The sequence below is a fragment of the Vibrio sp. 10N.222.47.A9 genome (assembly GCF_963872585.1).
GTDB classification, from domain to species: domain Bacteria; phylum Pseudomonadota; class Gammaproteobacteria; order Enterobacterales; family Vibrionaceae; genus Vibrio; species Vibrio splendidus.
In genome coordinates, this window is record NZ_CAWNBB010000056.1 from 109,989 (window position 1) to 128,498 (window position 18,510).

At 42.2% G+C, this 18,510-nt stretch carries 11 protein-coding genes; 5 read left to right on the forward strand and 6 right to left on the reverse strand.

All coding sequences use genetic code 11. The features are described from left to right. Positions 1 to 148 precede the first annotated feature (148 nt). Complete coding sequence (locus tag AACT19_RS18635; RefSeq protein ID WP_004733531.1) at positions 149 to 868, reverse strand: FadR/GntR family transcriptional regulator; 720 nt, start codon at positions 866 to 868, stop codon at positions 149 to 151. Between the two features lie 342 nt (positions 869 to 1,210). On the opposite strand from AACT19_RS18635, the gene AACT19_RS18640 reads away from it, so the two are divergent. From AACT19_RS18640 to AACT19_RS18650, 3 genes are all read left to right on the forward strand, one after another. After that, positions 1,211 to 1,987 (forward strand): SDR family NAD(P)-dependent oxidoreductase, encoded by a 777-nt coding sequence (locus AACT19_RS18640; RefSeq protein ID WP_004733530.1) that lies wholly within the window; start codon positions 1,211 to 1,213, stop codon positions 1,985 to 1,987. A 200-nt stretch (positions 1,988 to 2,187) separates the two neighbouring features. Further along, on the forward strand, positions 2,188 to 2,910 hold the full coding sequence (locus tag AACT19_RS18645; protein ID WP_004733529.1) for a FadR/GntR family transcriptional regulator: 723 nt from the start codon (positions 2,188 to 2,190) through the stop codon (positions 2,908 to 2,910). A gap of 147 nt (positions 2,911 to 3,057) precedes the next feature. Then, the gene (locus AACT19_RS18650; RefSeq protein ID WP_017081002.1) at positions 3,058 to 4,425 is read left to right on the forward strand and encodes an MATE family efflux transporter; all 1,368 of its coding nucleotides are present in this window, start codon (positions 3,058 to 3,060) and stop codon (positions 4,423 to 4,425) included. Positions 4,426 to 4,683: 258 nt separating this feature from the next. Here AACT19_RS18650 and AACT19_RS18655 read toward each other — a convergent pair whose 3' ends face one another. Next, positions 4,684 to 5,721, reverse strand: coding sequence for a polysaccharide lyase family 7 protein (locus AACT19_RS18655; RefSeq protein ID WP_004733527.1), 1,038 nt, complete (start codon positions 5,719 to 5,721; stop codon positions 4,684 to 4,686). 538 nt (positions 5,722 to 6,259) lie between these two features. On the opposite strand from AACT19_RS18655, the gene AACT19_RS18660 reads away from it, so the two are divergent. After that, positions 6,260 to 7,120, forward strand: coding sequence for an oligogalacturonate-specific porin KdgM family protein (locus AACT19_RS18660; protein ID WP_004733526.1), 861 nt, complete (start codon positions 6,260 to 6,262; stop codon positions 7,118 to 7,120). Positions 7,121 to 7,312: 192 nt separating this feature from the next. Next, positions 7,313 to 9,133 carry a hypothetical protein gene (locus AACT19_RS18665; RefSeq protein WP_076648050.1) on the forward strand — a complete coding sequence of 607 codons (1,821 nt, stop codon included), beginning with the start codon at positions 7,313 to 7,315 and terminating at the stop codon, positions 9,131 to 9,133. 935 nt (positions 9,134 to 10,068) lie between these two features. Here the strand turns inward: AACT19_RS18665 and AACT19_RS18670 are convergent. The 4 genes from AACT19_RS18670 to AACT19_RS18685 form a co-directional block, all read right to left on the reverse strand. After that, complete coding sequence (locus tag AACT19_RS18670; protein WP_076648053.1) at positions 10,069 to 11,637, reverse strand: polysaccharide lyase family 7 protein; 1,569 nt, start codon at positions 11,635 to 11,637, stop codon at positions 10,069 to 10,071. 423 nt (positions 11,638 to 12,060) lie between these two features. Further along, positions 12,061 to 13,803 carry a polysaccharide lyase family 7 protein gene (locus AACT19_RS18675; protein WP_076648056.1) on the reverse strand — a complete coding sequence of 581 codons (1,743 nt, stop codon included), beginning with the start codon at positions 13,801 to 13,803 and terminating at the stop codon, positions 12,061 to 12,063. A 237-nt stretch (positions 13,804 to 14,040) separates the two neighbouring features. Further along, entirely contained in the window at positions 14,041 to 15,912 is a 1,872-nt protein-coding gene (locus AACT19_RS18680) for a methyl-accepting chemotaxis protein (protein WP_076648059.1), read from the reverse strand. A 1,074-nt stretch (positions 15,913 to 16,986) separates the two neighbouring features. Next, on the reverse strand, positions 16,987 to 17,868 hold the full coding sequence (locus tag AACT19_RS18685; RefSeq protein WP_076648062.1) for an NAD(P)-dependent oxidoreductase: 882 nt from the start codon (positions 17,866 to 17,868) through the stop codon (positions 16,987 to 16,989). Between the last annotated feature and the right edge of the window lie 642 nt (positions 17,869 to 18,510).

The following is an 18,510-nucleotide window of genomic DNA, read 5'->3' on the forward strand; positions in this document are numbered from 1 at the left end:
AGAATAGGTCAAATATTGGACATCAGTCAGGTTTCCATCAAATTTAGATACAAAAAAAGCACGTATTAAACGTGCTTTCCTGGTGTACCTTTTAGTTTCAATGAACCCGTTCCAACAAAGATTCAAAGTAAAAATCTTTTTAAAACAATTAACTAGCGATTGGTAACCTGTGGTTCGTTTCTAGCAAGTGACTCGCTGACGCTTGACGCGCTTTATCACTGTTCCCCGCCATGATTGCTTCATAAATTTGGCGGTGCTCTTCAATGCAGGTACTTCCCTCTTCAGAAGAGTGAGAAATAAAATTAACAAACATAGTCGTTAAGATATTGCCGAATGGTAGGTAAAAGTCGTTCCCTGTTGCGTTGAAGATTAGGCTATGGAACTTCATATCAATATCTAGCCAACGCTCTTTATCAAGAATCTCTTCGCTAGATATCTCCACCATTTTTTGGAAAATTTCTGATAATTCAATTCGTTGATCTGCAGTCGCAAATTTAGCGGCCAACGCACAAGCTTCAGGTTCGATGGCACGGCGCAAGCCTAAAAACTGATGGCAGAATTGGTCGGTGTCAGCTAAACCGTCCATCCATTCGATCAATTGTGGATCTAAGAAGTTCCAGAACGCGCGGTCAACAACACGAGTACCAATCTTAGGGCGAGATTCTAATAGGCCTTTTGAAGTAAGAAGCTTAACCGCTTCTCTTAATGCTGTTCTACTGATACCAAATTGCTCACACAGAGCCATTTCACCAGGGATAATAGAACCTTGAGGCAAATTGCCCGACAAAATACCACGAGCGATTTCACGTGCAACTTGCACATGAAGGCTTCGCTTAGAGCCTGAAATAGAATTGAAATGACCAGCCATGTGTCTACTTACTTATTAGATATGTATTATTTAATTCGTACTATAACACTGATTTATATCTCTACCAACTCAGTATCAGAATAACGTGAGGTCACTACCAATATAGGCTAGAGCATTATTTTGACAATCTTGTAAGTATTAAGCTCATCAAACCAAACATACCCATTTATTCATATAAATAGTTCTTATTTACACATTTTTTGTATGCGTGAACTCACAAAACCACTCTTACTCTCACTATTTATGTCGGTAATGATCAGTTTTTAGATGAACACTCTTGAATATAGCAAGTGTTATTGTATGATTTATTAACGCAAATAATCTACAATATAGGCGACTCTGATGTTTAACGATTTAAAAGGCAAACGCATTTTAATTACTGGCTCTACTGCTGGTATGGGCTTAGCTACTGCACGCATTTTTGCAAAGTACGGCGCAAAGATTGGCATCAATAGTCGTGCTTTCAGCCCAAAAGTTGATGACGTTCTCACCGAACTCACCGCATTGGGTGGCGATGTTGCGTTTTTTCCTGCCAACCTAATGGACACATTAGAGTGCGAAAGGTTAGTCAAAGAGTTCACCGACCATTTTGGCGGCATGGATGTGTTGATTAACAACGCTGGTGGCCTTGGTGGGCGTGCAAGTCTAGAAAATATCGATGACGAGTTTTATGAGCGTGTGATGAACCTAAATGTTCGATCCGCGCTGATGACAACTAAGTTCTCTATCCCACACTTGCGTGCATCTGCTGCTTTGTCGGGGCAAACATCGTGTGTGATTAGCACGGGCTCTATTGCCGCTCGCGAAGGCGGTGGTGTGGGTGCTGGCGTCTATGCCGCATCTAAAGCGTGGTTACACGACATTCACCGCAATTGGGTGAAAGAGTTCGCGCAAGACAATATCCGTTTCAACATTGTTTCACCGGGCACTATCGACACCGCATTTCACGATGGCAAAAGCGACGATCTGAAAGCGACCATTGCTAACAACATTCCAATGGGACGCTTTGGCAATATTGATGAGGTTGCCCCTTCATTTGCTTTTTTTGCATCGCACGCTTGTAGCGGGTACATCACAGGACAAATCCTAGATGTTAACGGCGGACAAATAACGCCCTAGCTAGCTGACTGATATAAGCTCACTAAGTTATATAGAATCGTTAAGTTATATAAAGTCGTTAAGATCGTCACACTAAATAAGGTCATCAGACCCAAGTAGATGAGGAAAACCTCACACTAAATTCGACGTATACACTGACTCTAAGCGCCAGATTCGTCTGGCTTTTTTTGTTTTCAAAGTTTCAATTTCAGGTGGTTTAAATGTCAATATTTACATTGGTGGAAGATTCAAGCCGCCGAATTCATGTTCAAGTCGCGAGACAAATTGCTCGCAAAATCTTGTCTGGCGAGTTGAAAGAAAATCAGAAGTTACCTAGCGAAATGGAGTTGTGCGAGATCTTTGGAGTCAGCAGAACTGCCCTTCGAGAATCCACTAAGCTGCTTTCAGCAAAAGGGTTGATTGAATCAAAGCCTAAAGTGGGCACTCGTATCAAACCAAGAACGCAATGGCACTTTTTAGACCCTCAATTACTGTATTGGATCCAAGATTTAGAAGACACCAAACCCTTTTTATCTCAATTCTTGGGCTTAAGAAAAGCGATTGACCCAGAAGCGTGTGCACTTGCAGCATCCAACGCTACGGTAGAGCAACGCAAAGAGCTTTCGATCCTTTTCCAAAAGATGACCATTGCCGCAAACGGCTTTGATTATCAAGAGTGGACAACCAACGATCATCTGTTTCACCAAACGATTTTCTTATCGACGGGTAACCAGTTTTACATTCCGTTCGCGAACATTCTGTCGACGATTTTCAAACAGTTTATCGACCACTCTGCCGAAGGCGGTCGCTTCTGTTTAGAAGAGCACAAAGCGATATACGATGCGATTATGTCAGGCAATGCGAATCAGGCTCGAATAGCCTCTCAAGCTTTACTTGATGATGAAAACCAAAAGCTGTCTAGGGTTGAATTAGCAATCGCATAACCAAGATTGACCAGACTGACTCGTGTATCCCAATACACGAGTCAGTAAGTTTTAGCGCCCATTTTTAACCATCCATTACCGTAGTGTTTCATCTTTAAATGTTGAACTCGGGTCCTCTCAGAGAAAACTTACGGTTACACACATAAGGTGTTGTTTGTGTCTACACAATCGTATGTAAGGAAAAATTTCTCTCTCGCCTGGCCCCTAGCCCTAAACGGTATATTGATGCAGTCGATGTTGATGATCGATACGCTGCTGGTTTCTCCTCTTGGTGAAATACCTTTGGCTGCCATGGGAATTGCGACCACTATGGTTGCCTTTGTACTCGGTATTCAAATGGCGCTGGCAAACGGCACTCAGCTAGTATTGAGTCGCGCCGTGGGTTCTGGCATTACCGCTTCATTATCCAAAGCGTTTTGGGCAGGTCTGTTCATCAACTTAGGTATCGCGACAATATTTTGGTTTCTGCTCACCTTTTTAGAACAGCCTTTAATTCAAGCTTTAACCGACGATAAAGCCCTTTACTTAGAAATCAGCCACTACCTTGATATCTCAAAGTATCTCGTCATTTTCACAGCATTAACGCAAGTAATTATCGCCCTATTTAATGCATTAGGAAGAACCAAAATACCGTTTAAAGGGTATTTGATTGAATTGCCGATCAACGCTGTACTTTCTTATGGACTCATTCACGGCTTTTCAAATTTCGAAGGTATTGGTGTTCAAGGCGCCGCGCTAGGCAGTGTTATTGCTATCACCCTTCGCCTTGTGTATCTGGTTCTTTGCGTGTATTTGAGCTCAGCAATTTCACTCAAATTAGACGCCCAGCGCTCTGAGTTCATGACAAACGTTCGTCGTCACTTTATCGAGATATTCCCTGTCGCAGCAAATGTAACCATGCTATTGATTGGCGCAACGATTTATCAGTTACTGTATTCGCAACTTAACATCAACGCGTATGTTGCGATTACTTTGGTGATGCCTTGGATTAGGGCTGTCTCTCAATTTATTACCGCTTGGGCTCACTCTTCCGCAATTACTATCAGCCAAGCGATTGGCTCTAAAAAGATGGATGACCTAGTCAAAAACGTCGATACCAGTATTGATATTGCGGTCGTCATTTCTTTTGTGTGTGCAATCTTGTTCGCAGGATTAAGTCTGGTCATTGGTGACATTTACCCGAACTTGGATGAGTCTACCTATCAAGCATTAGCCGTTATCGCCCCACTCTACATCTTCTTGCCGATTGTCCGTGGCTACAACACGGTTCATGGGAATGTATTAAGAGCACTAGGAAAAACGACCGCAGTCTTCAAAATCAACTTTACTGGTCAATGGGTAATTTCAATTCCATTGTGTGCATTGATCATCTTTGGATTAGACGGTTCTATCTTTTGGGCTTTCGCTATCCAACCTTTTGAAGAAGTCGTTAAAGCTTTTCCATTCCGTCATTTGGCTCGAAAGTCTCTTAAAGAGTTTGATGCCGACAAAGCCAAAGAGTTGATGTATGACTAAACTCCGTATCGAGTTGCCGTCCTAAAATCTTCCTACGCTTTCTGAATACAACCTTGTCTTTTGACAAGGTTGTATTGTTTTAGCTGTACCTTTCATTGGTAGGCTTCAGCACACCCTCGTTGATACCAAGGTCACATTAATACCAAGTTCATCTTAAAACTCATATAAAACAAAAAGACCACTCAACATTCGGTTAAGTGGTCTTCGAAAATATTCCTTAAGGACTGCGTCTAGCTAGACTATTGGTTATGCTATGTGCTATTTACCGTTCAACTTAAGCGCAGAGAAAGTCACACTGTTGTAATCGCCATTCTTTTTATCGACAGCGAAATCGCCAGTACCGCCACAACCAGGCCCCCATACAGGGTGAGAATCGCTCACGCTACATTGGCCGTATGCGCCCGCTTTGTAGTAAAAATCATCTTCAGCATAGCCCGTTGGTGAGTCAAGTTCATCGATGCCCTTACTCAGGTCGATTTCATACTTAACGGTATCGTGACGCTCGGTTTCAAACGTTAGGTACATCATGGTGCCTTTCACTTCCACTTTGTAGCTAAACTCTTCACCAAGAGCAATACCGGCTTCACCCGGCTCTGCAGGGTTTTCCCACGTGTTACCCCACACTGGATAAGCGATATCGGCACGGTTAGGATCTTTTTTCTCTAGGTTACGTTCATAGTTCCAGAATACTGAACCCATTTCTTGGTCAGGAAACTTCTTATAGAAGATCTTTAGTGGTTCATTACCATGCCCATAACCGGTTCCAGCTTTGATTAGCTCGTTGTGTTTTTTAGCATGAATCTGACCAACCACAACAGAATGAGCTGGGTATTTTTCTGGGAACTTAGCGTTAACTGAGACGTGATTCACTTTTAATGTCGCTTCTAATGTTCCGCCCACAGCACTGTATTCACTAGCCGCTGGGTGACTCGACAGTGCCCACTGGTTTCCTTTATCAGCCGTATCGATAGAGAAATCTGCGCCTCTTGGCATCTGGCGTAACTCAGAACGCGCATTCTTCGAGTTTTTCGTCGTAATCGCTTGGTTCTGCACTTCAAATACAAGGTTGCCGTCTTTATCAAGATGGAAGAAATCACTATGTGAGTAGCTCATCATAGCGACCCCTTCTATTTCATCAACGCGACCATCTTCATTAATATCTGAAGGTATGGTTATTTTCCAATTATGCATATCGAATTTATCGGCAGGTACGGGGTAAGAAACACCGTTATTTGCGAAAGTAACCATTGGCACAGTCGCTAATAACGCCACTGCTAATATGTTTTTCTTAAACATGACTCATCCTTTATTGTTAACAGATACTGAGTACACTCTCAGCACAGAAACTACTTTTGAACACGAATTAGTACTAAATATTTTCTCTTCGACTTAAATAAACCAACCAATAAATAGAATTTACATTTCGCCATCTTTTAACTTTTACCAAACATTTGGCGGTGGTTTATATCTATATCCCTCAACATGCCCCGTTATGTTTAAACCACAACAACTAGAACATCGATATAAAAGTGTGGGAATATTCCTATATTTGTATTATTTTAACACATACAACCAACTGAGCTTACAAGGTTTGTTAATATGAGAACTGAGTCATGATTGATTTGATTGGTAAGCCTTAAATTGAGATATTCATAACATTTAGCTATATAAATAGGCCATTAGTCGGAACTTTTGATAGATCTCACAGAAATCTACCCTAGGAATAAATACCATATTTGTCATACATTAATTTAATACCATATAAGGTATTGGTTTGTGAGTCAGGGGTACATTGGATGTATCCAAAATAAAAAAATAATAGTGAGACAAAGGTATGAATTCTGTTACAAAAATTGCTGCAGCTGTTGCATGTACTCTTTTAGCGGGCACAGCTGCTGGTGCATCTCTTGATTATCGTTACGAGTATCGTGCTGCGACGGATTATACAAAGACTAATGGTGATACGGCTCACGTAGACGCTCGCCATCAACACCGAGTTAAGCTAGGTGAAAGCTTTAAGCTGTCAGACAAGTGGAAGCACTCTACTGGTCTAGAACTTAAGTTCCACGGTGATGACTCTTACTATGATGAAGATTCAGGTTCTGTTAAATCAGCAAACAGCCAGAGTTTTTACGATGGCAATTGGTACATCTATGGTATGGAGATCGATAACACTGCGACATACAAAATAGACAATAATTGGTATCTACAAATGGGTATGCCTATTGCTTGGGATTGGGATGAGCCTAATGCTAACGATGGCGACTGGAAGATGAAGAAGGTTACGTTTAAACCTCAGTTCCGCGTTGGCTATAAAGCAGACATGGGTTTAACGACCGCAATTCGTTACCGTCATGAATATGCTGATTTCCGCAACCACACACAATTTGGTGACAAAGATTCTGAAACTGGCGAGCGTTTAGAATCAGCTCAAAAGTCTAAAGTTACACTGACGGGTTCTTACAAAATTGAATCTCTACCTAAGCTTGGCCTTTCTTACGAAGCAAACTATGTAAAATCTTTGGATAACGTACTTCTTTATAATAGTGATGACTGGGAATGGGATGCTGGCTTAAAAGTAAACTACAAGTTCGGTTCTTGGAAACCTTTTGCTGAAATCTGGTCTTCTGATATCAGTTCATCTTCAAAAGATCGTGAAGCTAAATACCGTGTTGGTATTGCTTACTCATTCTAATAATAAAATAGTCAGAATATAAAATAGCCCTCTCCTCTTGTAATTTATTTGGGCATATTTTAATTACTTTATTTTAAATAATAGGATGTTCTAATCAGAATTAGCTTCATCCTAATAAATATTTAACGACTATTCATTATCTATTTCTTATGTGATTTACATATAGATTTAATATCATAAAGAGAATATTTTATGCAGATTTCTAAAGTCGCTACAGCTGTCGCTCTTTCGACAGGTTTATTATTCGGTTGTAACAGTGATGGTTTACCTATTCCGACGGATTCAGGTGCAGGCAGCCAAGAATCAGTACTAACAACGGGTTACTGGCAAATTAGTGATGGTAACTCCGCTTCAATATCCGCGTCATCTAACGCAGATCTACCAAACGTGTATGTTTTCCAAGAAGACGGTAATCATAAATACTATGACGACGACGATGACTTAGGTACATACACCATTAAAGATGCAAGTGCTTCTACCAATAATTATGATGATGAAGCTGGCACTGTTTCTTTTACTTACTATGAAACTGGCTCGTCAACTCTTGAAATTTTAGATGGTGCGTTTACCTTTGATGATTCAGGCGATCTCACCATTTCAGATAACTCAACTGGTATTGCATATTCAGGTTCAGATCAGACAGAAACCGGGAGTGTACAAGACGCAATCAGCCAAGCGAATGAAGCAAACGGCATCAATGGCTATGTTCAAATTTTAGATACCAACAATGGCGGCGTAAAAAATGATGTTGGTGAGTTGCGTTTAAAACTGTCTGACAGCAGCACAGGTGCAACGGTAGACACTATTGCATCAGGAAAAGTGACCATTGATTTAATCTACCAAGTCGATGAAGACACGGCACAGCCAGAAAACGGCTCAGGTAACAACGCTTATATTAGTCTCTACGCTTCAGGTACATCTAATACGAATCTGCACGGCGAAGTCATTTTTAACTCTGGAGAAATTTTCTACCGTTCCACGGTTACCGATAGTAGCGGTAAACCTCAAATTCCTGATGAGCCTGTAGGCACTTACACTTTAGGTGAAGACCTCGCGGTTGAAATCAACTGGGCTAACGGTTATTACACATTCAAGGTCAATGACACCGTATACGACAATAGCGGCAACGGATTTGAGGCTTTCGACAAAGCTGCAGTTACTATCGTGTCATTAAAGCTTGGCGATACTTCCAACACCACACATTACGAATTGAACGCTGACAACTTTAAAGTTTATTCGAATGACACAACGACTGATGAGCTAGTGTTTGAAGATAACTTTAACAATTACCCGAATGGCCAAGCGCTATCAGGTAATCCGTACAACAACAACACAGCGGAAGCGACTGTTATTGTTGACGGTGGCAGTACTGAGCCAGAACCTGAACCAGATCCAGATCCAGAGCCCGGCGAAGTAACAGACAACTTCGATTCTTATACTGTAGGTACGCAGGTCGATGTGGCTAACCCTGCGTACCAGACAAAAGGTGTTGATGGGGTTTTAAATACAGCAGTGATCAGTAGTGACTTTGCCAAGTCGGGTTCTAACTCTTTACGAATTGAAGATGGTGCGGACTCAACCACTGATAATAACAAAGCTATCGTTGGCCGCGACTTTACTAATGGCGCAGCAGAAACTGGCTCTGTTTCTACATCTGTATACATCCCTAGCGATGGCTATGTAAAAGCATCATACATTTTCTTAGGTTCTAATAACGATGCATCATCTAGTGGTCGCTTCACTGAAGTTGTATTTACATCTAGTATGATTAAATTCCGCAACGAAACAGGCAGCCAAGTTGACCTTGCTTCATACTCAAAAGACACATGGGTAGATGTGACCATTTCATGGGTAGATACAGACATTACCGTCAATGTTGATGGAACAGACTACACTGGGTTAAAAGCTGAAAGTGCAGGTGGTTCCCCGACCGCTATTGCGCTATACACTGGTGACAATGGTTCAAAAGGGACATACACCTACTTCGACAACCTAGATTCAGACCTATTCTAGTTCTCACTAGAAAGTCTGTTTGACTTGATTGCTAGATAAAACAAATCCCTATCAACGTAATTTGATAGGGATTTTTTATTGTTAGCTCAAGAATAAAAAGCAGACTGGCGATTCAGTTAAGCTCTCTGACTCAGCGGAACTTTGCTTCAGCGTTGAATAAGCACCGATGCTGCTAGTAACGAATGCCCCCTTGCCTCTCTAACTTATTTAGCCCTCTCAAAAGCCCTGTATCTATCATAGATAAACAAAACCCCTCAGCTCTGTACTCAACCCACAAATTATTATTCAGCATCACCGTAGCATACAATCAAGGTATTTACGGCCTGCAAGCAACTAACCCTCAAGCGTATCCCCTTGAGCACTAGATGCGTTTGATCATCGACTTGAGCCCGCCTGAGTATTTCATTAAGCATTGGCGCTAATAAAGTGATGGCTAACCGCCCTTCTATTTATGCAAGAGTTAGAGCACGATTTATGGCTGTTGCTAAGAGTCTTGCTAAACAACCCAAAAGTGACGGTTTCAAGAACAAAACGGGAGTAATCAGCCGAGCTAACGCTTATTAGTAGACCAGGCACAACAATACGTTCATGTGTAGACGTCGCATTAGTACATACCTTGAGAACGAGGTCGAAGTTTTCTAGCTATGGCGATTCCAAAATAATATTGGCATTGTTTAGCTTTGAATGAGAGCCAATATGACCTGTTATCAGCTGAGATTAATCATGACTGAGGTTAATGGTGACTGATAATGACTAAAGTGAATACTGAATGAGCTTAATGATAATGTCTTAAACTCTGTGCAACTGATAACTACCCCTCTCCTACTCAATTAAATCATACGCTTAAGCCCAACCAACAGGAGGCAAAAAAGCCTCCAAACCCTAAGGCTGGAGGCTATTGCAATACCTTTAATATTAAGTGTTATTCGGTTAGATTACTTTTGGTATTGATCGTGCGATACGTCTAGCTGGTAGAAAGTCGCTTGTGAGTAATCATCTAGGTCGCCGCTGATGTTTTGGTTGTAAACACCGGCCTTGAAGTACATGTACTTGCCGCCTGCATCGTAGCCACTGTTGCTCATATCAACCACTTGTACAACATCGTCTTTGCCTTCACGCATTAGCGTTACAGTCATCGTGTTGCCTTTAACGTCAATACGGTAGCTGAACACTTCGCCAAGCGCGATACCATCTTCACCTACTTCAGCCGTCATATCGCCCACTAGAGGGTAGAAGTCCTCTTTAGTTGCGTCTTGGCTTTCATGTGCAAAGTAAACTGCGCCCGTTGCTTGGTTTGGCAGTTTACGGTAGTACAGACGAATCGGCTCATCGTTTTGATCGTGAATCTGACCAATGATAAAGCGACCTACTTCGTTCGCATTACCCGTCGTTGTTGCATGGTCGATTTTCAACGTTGCTTCTAGAACGCCGTCAATACCCGCCGCCGACTCTAAGTCAGATTCAGGAGCGCTTGAGAATACCCAGTTATTCTTATTAACACCTTTAGTGCTAATAGACTGATCACCACGACGCATCATTTCACGAAGCTCTGTACGTGCGTACTTAGTATTTTTAGATGTACGTACACCTTTCACGTAAGCTTTGAACACCAGGCCGCCGTCATCAGCTGTGTAGAAGATTTCAGGGTGTTGGTAACCGTTTGCAAGGTTCCACTCAGACACATCATCAGGCTTGCCGTTTTTGTCATGGTCAAATGGTTGAGATAGGTACCAATGCGTCATGTCAAAGTTTTCGCTCGGTGCGTTACCAACAACAGGTGTCGCTGGCAGGCCTGTCGGAACTGGAAGTGCACTGCGAGTGTCACATTCAACGGTCGTCTCACAAGGGTAAACCGCTGCTACACCGAAGTTACCAGAGCGTAGATCTTTGCGCGCATCTTTACGTGCTTTTTCTGCCGCTTTCATTTCAGCAATAATCACGGCTTCTGCTGCTACCACGTCTGAAGTGATGATATGGCTAGCAGGACATGCGTTGATGCTACAGTTAACCGCCGCTAACCCCGTCACACTGTTCCAACCGTTTTTGGTGTTACCGTGACCAACGTATCTTACGTAGCGTGCTTGCACTGCTGGTTCAAATTGGAAACGCTCTAGGCCGATCGCTTTACCTGAGCTTAGTTGGTTTTCTAGTACCGTTGTCCAGCTTTCGCCATCAACACTCACTTGGATATCAAATTTAGATTGGCGCTGATTACCTTTACTGAAAGATGCCTGAACCGCGTCAAACTCCTGTACTGAACCATAGTCTAGCGTTGCCCACTCGCCGTCACCCGCAGATGACCAACGTGTAGTTAGGTCTTGGTCAACGAGACGATCAGGTCCGTTACCATCATGGCTACTAGCGGAAACAGCAACTGGCGTCAGAAGCGCTTCACCAGTTTCTTTGTTATTTGGAAAATCAGCAGTAGGCGTGCTCGTGCTCGCACAACCAACCGCAAGTAGAATAGAAGAAGCGAGTAAAGTTTTTAGAGTAATTTGTTTCATATTTAATCCATTATTATAATACAAAGACAGCGTTCGTAAGTGAAAGCTAAATCAGCAAACACGAGCTATAAGGCGATTCACCTATCAGTATTTGCGATAACACGAAAATATTACGTAATCTTATAATACAAATAAAACACTTCGTTGGATAAATGAGACTAGGAACACTTTCCGATTTTTCCATACTTTAACTGGATCACATTTCCTATTGATAAAAGACAATATATAAGAATTTGGAATGCGAAATGAGCTAGCAAGGGCAGAACAAGCGAGCTGTAATCGTGTGTATTTGCATGATTCGAGCAGAACATTTGTCCTTCAAAACACATCACTGTAAGTGTCCAAAAACAAAAAAAGACCACATTGTTAGGAATCAATATGGTCTTTAAAGCAGTCATTGTTGTTACTCAAACGTTAGCTAATTCAATAATGTTCAGCTCTAAGAGAACTAAAGCTCACATCAAACACCTCGCCGATGTAGTCGCTGTCCGGCTTAAACTGTGGATAGATGCCTGCTTTGAAATAGAAAGCGATGTCTGTCGATGTCCAATCTGATGTTAACGAAACCGTGTCCCCATTTTTATCTGGGTAATCCTTTCCCCACGGGATCAGGTGAGAGACTGTATTAGTTCCATCTAAATCATGAGTCGCTAAGTAGATACCGTCTTGATTGGCTCGAATCGTATATCGCCACTCTTCACTTGCCGAATAAGTACCTAACTCGACACTGAACGGGTCACAATGGTTACAGTCTTGGTTGTTGCGCTCAAAATCAGAGTTCAGTATCACTCTTACTGGCTTACTCTCGCCTTCCCATAACAACTTCACCAATGCTTGATTGATCTTCCAACCGTGTATTTGCCCAAGCACCACTTTCGGGTCTTGGTTATTAATGTTCGGGTAGTCTTCAATTCGTAAGCTTGCGGTTAACTCGTGACTGGTAGCGTTCGTTCTAGTGTCGTCCAAATACCAACTTGTATCTTCATCGCTGGTGCTACAATCCGGTTGAACACTGCTTTGATACAACTCCCTGAGCTCAGAGCGAATATAGCTAGAATTTTCGGTAGAGGTGCCATATCCCATATCCGCTCTAAAGTGCACTCTCCCTTCATCGGTATTGAAATAAGAAAGACCAATATCGCTGTCGTAGACATCACTGTCGTTGGCGAGAAGGTCTTTGCTCGATTCGCAGCGCTCAGGTTCTAGTTCAGCCGCACTGTCACCCCCACTTCCATACCAAGTGTCTTTACTCGCAGGAATCGTCAACTTCCAATCATTAATATCCCAATCGTTTGAGCCGTTGACCTGTGTGGTGGTGTATCGCAGTGCCTGAAAGTGAGCCGTGGCTTCACCATTTTCAAATTGATTGTAGATACCCGCTTTAAAGTAACTCAGTAGGTGCTGCCAGTAGGTGATGTCTTCGTCGACTTTAACTTCATCGTTCACTTTGATCGAAAGGGTATTTTCATAAACAGAAAGATCAAACTTGGTGAAGTTATCGAGATCCGCCTCTCCCAAATCGTAGCGATTATATGAAGTGGCATAACAATCCGAAGAGTCAGCGGCACTGCTACAGTCAATGGCATTATTTTTCATGACTGCCCAGTAGTGACCTGTGAGGCCATCTCGTTCTTGCTCCCAAACCACACGCAATAGCGGATGAGGGATATAACCCGTGCCACTCTCGTCTGTACCTTTATTGTGGATCTGTAGCACGGTCACTTCATCGTGATCTGCGGGAGAACTCGCCATTACATGCTCAATATCAGGTAGGCTTATTTCCGCATGTAGACTGCGTCTTACGCCTGCTTCATTGATATCGAAGTTTTCTCCTTCACGAACTTCAGAGCGCATCTTGTAGTTCGCCATTTTGAAGATCAGATTTTCCGTCTCTTCGTCAGCATAAAAATAATCACTGACATAACCATCGAAGTTACCATCTTTGACTTCAGAGGTTTTATTGCCCTCCTCTCCATTAGGATCAGACACCTGAAGATCTGAGCTGGAAAGGATGTTTTGATACTTGGCAATATCATAGGGAGCAACAACACCATAAGATGCTCCTGGGTTATTGGTATCAGAAGGGTCACTTGAGTCACCGGAACTGCTTCCACCGCAGCCATACGTAAGCGAAGCGAGTACGACGACAAAGATTGGCTTATTCACATTTATCTCACTTATCCATAAGAATAGAGTGACAATGTATATTTGTACTATTTTATGTCAATTATCTATTTATCAGAATGTGAGATGCGGCAAATGAAGTGGAATGAATGAGTATTGCGTAAAGTTAGACTCAAGAAAAACGCAGAAAGGCCACTCTAAACTCGCAAGTTATTGAGTGGCTCTCAGATCAACAACTAAACTTAGTATGTTGATTTTTAAATATAAATATTAGAAAAGTTAAACCTTAAAGCTGCTCATCAAGTCACTAACGCTGCCGTTAAGTGTTTTGATTTCTGCTGATTCAATCAGCTGATCTTGGCTTAGCTTATTAAGCTCCTCAACAAAGCTTTCAATCTTATGCATGTTCTTAGCGATGCTTTGAATAAGGGCGTTTTGCTCAACAGACGAACCCGAAATGTCATTGTTAAAACGACTCACCGTTTCCATCTGTTCCGTTAGCTTCGCTAACATATTTACCGCTTGAACCACTTGAGCGCGAGTCAGTTCACAGTTACTTTTGGTCAACTCAATAGATTTAACCAAACCATCTGATTTAGACTGCAAACCAGATAACGCTTCATCAATTTCAGAGGTACTGATTTGCGTTCGGTTGGCTAGCGCACGGACTTCATCAGCAACCACCGCGAAACCTCGACCATGCTCACCCGCTCTCGCCGCTTCAATTGACGCATTCAATGCCAACAAATTAGTTTGTTCCGCAATTCCGCCAATCACAGACACGATAGACTGGATGCTCTGCGTTTCATTGGCCATTGAGCGAATATCATCAGAGGTGGTGCAGACTTGCTTCTCAAGATCACTGATATAGGTTTCCGTCACTGTGTTAATTTGTTTCGTCTCATCACTGAATACAGCCGCCTCTCTTGCTGCTTCTGCCGCCGACTGAGAACTCTTCTCTACTTCGTTTGATGCTTCAGACAAGCCGTTAATCGCAGAGACCACTTGAACCGTTTCATCAGTATGAACTTTCAGTACATCGCTGGTTTCTTTACAACCTTCGCGAATACTCAGTACCTTGGTATCGAGATCCGAGTTCTTGTATTTCACATCCTTAACCATCTCTTGTAAGCCGATAATGAACAAGTTGATGTCTTTGGCGATATGCCCTAAGTCGTCATTCCCCTTCTCAGCAAGCCTTTGAGTAAGGTCTCCGTTACCTTGTGATAGATCGTGGACGATTTTGCGCAGTGACACTATTGGGCGGTAGAAGCGATTCAGAAGTAAAATCATCAATATCACCGAGCCAAGTACACAAGCGACGATAAGGATGCGCGCACTCGACATCACGCCATTCAGCTGATTGAGCGCGAGTTCAGGGTCAATACTGGAGATCATGAACCACTCTTTCTGGCTGCCAATATCCACTTTCTTGGCCATCAAGATTCTCTGGTTACCATCAATCACACCCTCAATGAATTGATCAGGCTGTTCAATGGCACTGTTGAGTTTCATTTGAGTGTCTGCAGAAGATATATTGGTTTGCGGAAGCACGTTTTCGATTGTTGAAGCGACCACCATCCCCTTTTCGTCGATGATAATGCCTTTGGCTTCGTAGATGCTGTCCAGCTGTTCAAGCTGCGTTTCCAAATCGTCAAAGCGTATATCGGCCATGATGACACGATCTTGGTATGAGTACGTCACACCAATCATAGGCACTTGAGTACTCTTAGTGAAAAACAGGTCACTAAAAGATAAGCCTGATTTCAATTTCGCTTGTTGATACCAAGGTCGAGTGGTTGGATTATACTTTTCTTTTATTCCAACACCGTTAGGGAAAGACTCTGAAGGGCGAGAGGTATAAGAACGGCCGTCGTCAAAACCCACCACAATCTTGTCAATGCCACCAAGCTTAGCCGCATAATGCATGAGTGCTTCATTCGGCACTTGATATGGGGATTTCGTAAACTCTTGTGCAACAGAGTTAACGGTATCGATGGTACGCTGAACGGTACTTTCTATATGATTGATTTCTATCGTAAGCGAGTGATCAATCTCGTTATAAATCGTTTGGTTTACCTGTTCAGCGGCCAAGTTAAGCGTAAACCAGTTCGTAAATGCCAAAGCACTAGAACTGACGATCGCTACCATTAAAATCAATTTTCCTTTAAACCCTAGAGACAATTTTGAATTCATAAAACTCATCATCCATATCAACCTATGTCTATTATTTTCATCCGAATGAAATGGTCATTTTTTACATTTTCGAAGATACGGAAAGCGAAACTTGTTCATGCCGATCCATCGTCACAACCATCAATTTAATTAATATTGTATGTTTAATTTACCAGGCATTCTGTGAGCGATCTTGATATATTAAAACTGGCTAAAACCGCCCTGTGACATAGGTATCATTTATGAGTTTGGATTTTGTTCGAAGTTAAACATTTACGCATAACACATTCAAATAGATAGATTTTTAGATAACTAGCTCATCATTTCTCCGATAACATCTTTTCGAAAACTCTTCTTATTTACCTCACCCAGCTGAGTGAAAAAATGAGTCTTAACTCACACTTCTACCAACTAACCATTCACTAAAGGCATTCAAACTTAAAATTTATTTGTAATACAATTAGCCTTAAGTTATGGTGTATTTGAATCATAACTTAAGTTCTTTCTGGATGCTTTTGTTCAATTCAAAGTGATAATTGAAGCAGCCGCTTTAAGGTCATTGAACGCGTTTAACGTAGAAACTGTCGGGGGATCTCGTTATTCGTTTTTTCACTTACTATTGCTCATTTGTTTGTCCAGACGGCTCGTCCGAACATGCCCATACAGTCACCAGCTGTGTGGGCTTTTTTTTACTTTCTTTTCAGACCCGATATACGAGCGGTGTTAGGCCATCACCAACAATCAGTTAAGTGCACTGGTTTAAGATTGCGAGGAAAAGTGACTGAACGAGTGGGTGCTAGAAAGCTTTGAATTTACCTTTAGAAATAGATATAGAAAAAATAGGAATTGAGGCAGTAACAGAGTTAAACAGAGTTTTGATTAGGTGTAGCTGAGGAAATTGAAGTAGAAGTAGAAGTAGAAGTAGAAGTAGAAGTAGAAGTAGAAGATTTTAACGAGGGAACAAAAGTTGGATATGGCAGATAAAAACGAACCTCGCTCAGGTATCGCCATCTAAAAGACAGGCAATACCCTAGCGAGGTCGTACGTCGATTACTTCTCTAGTTTAGCGAAGTAGTCGAAGATTACTGGTACGTCGTTGTTACCCATGCCAGCATCTACAGCAGCTTGTAGGCTTGTTGCAGTACCTTGAGCGATTAGAGACTCAGTACCTAGCTCTTCACAAAGAGCAAGGAAGTAACCAAGGTCTTTGTTTGCGTTAGCAACAGAGAAACCTAGCTTCTCTTCGCCGTCTACCGCGTAGAACTTACAGAATTGCATGAACGGAGAGTTAGATGGACCTGCAGACATGATGTCAAACAGTTGTTGGCCATCAACACCAGCGCGTTGAGCAACAGCGAAAGCTTGAGACATAGTCGCAACAGTCGTCATACCCATGAAGTTGTTTACAAGCTTAGTCACGTGACCAGAACCTAGAGCACCTAGGTGGAATACGTTTTCGCCTTGCTCTTCAAGAACAGGTTTAACTTTGTTGAAAGTTTCCATGTCGCCAGCAGCCATGATGTTCAGAAGACCATCTTTAGCGTGTGCAGGAGTACGACCTAGAGGTGCGTCGATCATGCCCGCGCCTTTTTCAGCAAGAGCTGCGCCGATTTTCTTAGTAGAAGCAGGGATAGAAGTACCGAAGTCTACTAGTACTGCGCCTTCTTGGATGCCCGCTAGAACGCCGTCTTCGCCGTAAACGATTTTTTCAACAACAGCAGAAGTTGTCAGACAAAACTGAACGATGTCACTTGCAGCAGCTAGTTCTTTAGCAGAAGTGAATGCAGTTGCGTTGCCGCGATCTGTTACGCGAGCAACAGCTTCAGCGCTTAGATCCATTACGTTTACGTGGTAGCCGCGCTTTTGTAGGTTTTCAACCATGTTGCCGCCCATAAGACCTAGGCCAATGAAACCGATTACAGGTTTAGTCATGTTCAAACTCCAAATATAGTATTGTATGATTATATACTCATTATAATAACGACGTCTTTCTCGTTACGCAATAGTTTTAGGGCATTGATTTGATGGTTAGACGCAAGTTGTGACGGGGGTTCACTTTACGAGAAAATATGGGGCACGCTTTGTACTTACAGGAACTATTTGCCACTTTAAAAACCGTCTATTGATGAAATAACATACGTTAAATGTCATACGATTAGTAAGAACAAGCTACGCCTTTATCTATGTATAGTTCACTACTCCCTTACTCAGCCAGTGATTAGGCTGTTCACGGAAAAGTAAGTCATATCAGTTTTTAGGAAACAGGTGTTGCGCCCTACTCTTCTAACAAAGCGACACATGCGAGTCTCGTATACGACTCCTGCACATTTCATTGAGCATAGTGGCTAAGTACATGCCCGGTCTTTGTGTGTATCAGTGTCCAGATTTAGCCCTGAGCCACTGACTTGGCATCGAGAAGCTATTTATCACTGGCCAATTAAGTTTTCTTTCAACCTGATCGGTTTGCCAACGTTGTCAACTAATACAACTTAACTGACTTATCCAACTCCAACTTAATTGGCTAGACAAACAAAAAAACTCCGAGCTTTCACTCGGAGTTTTTAGTATCTAACT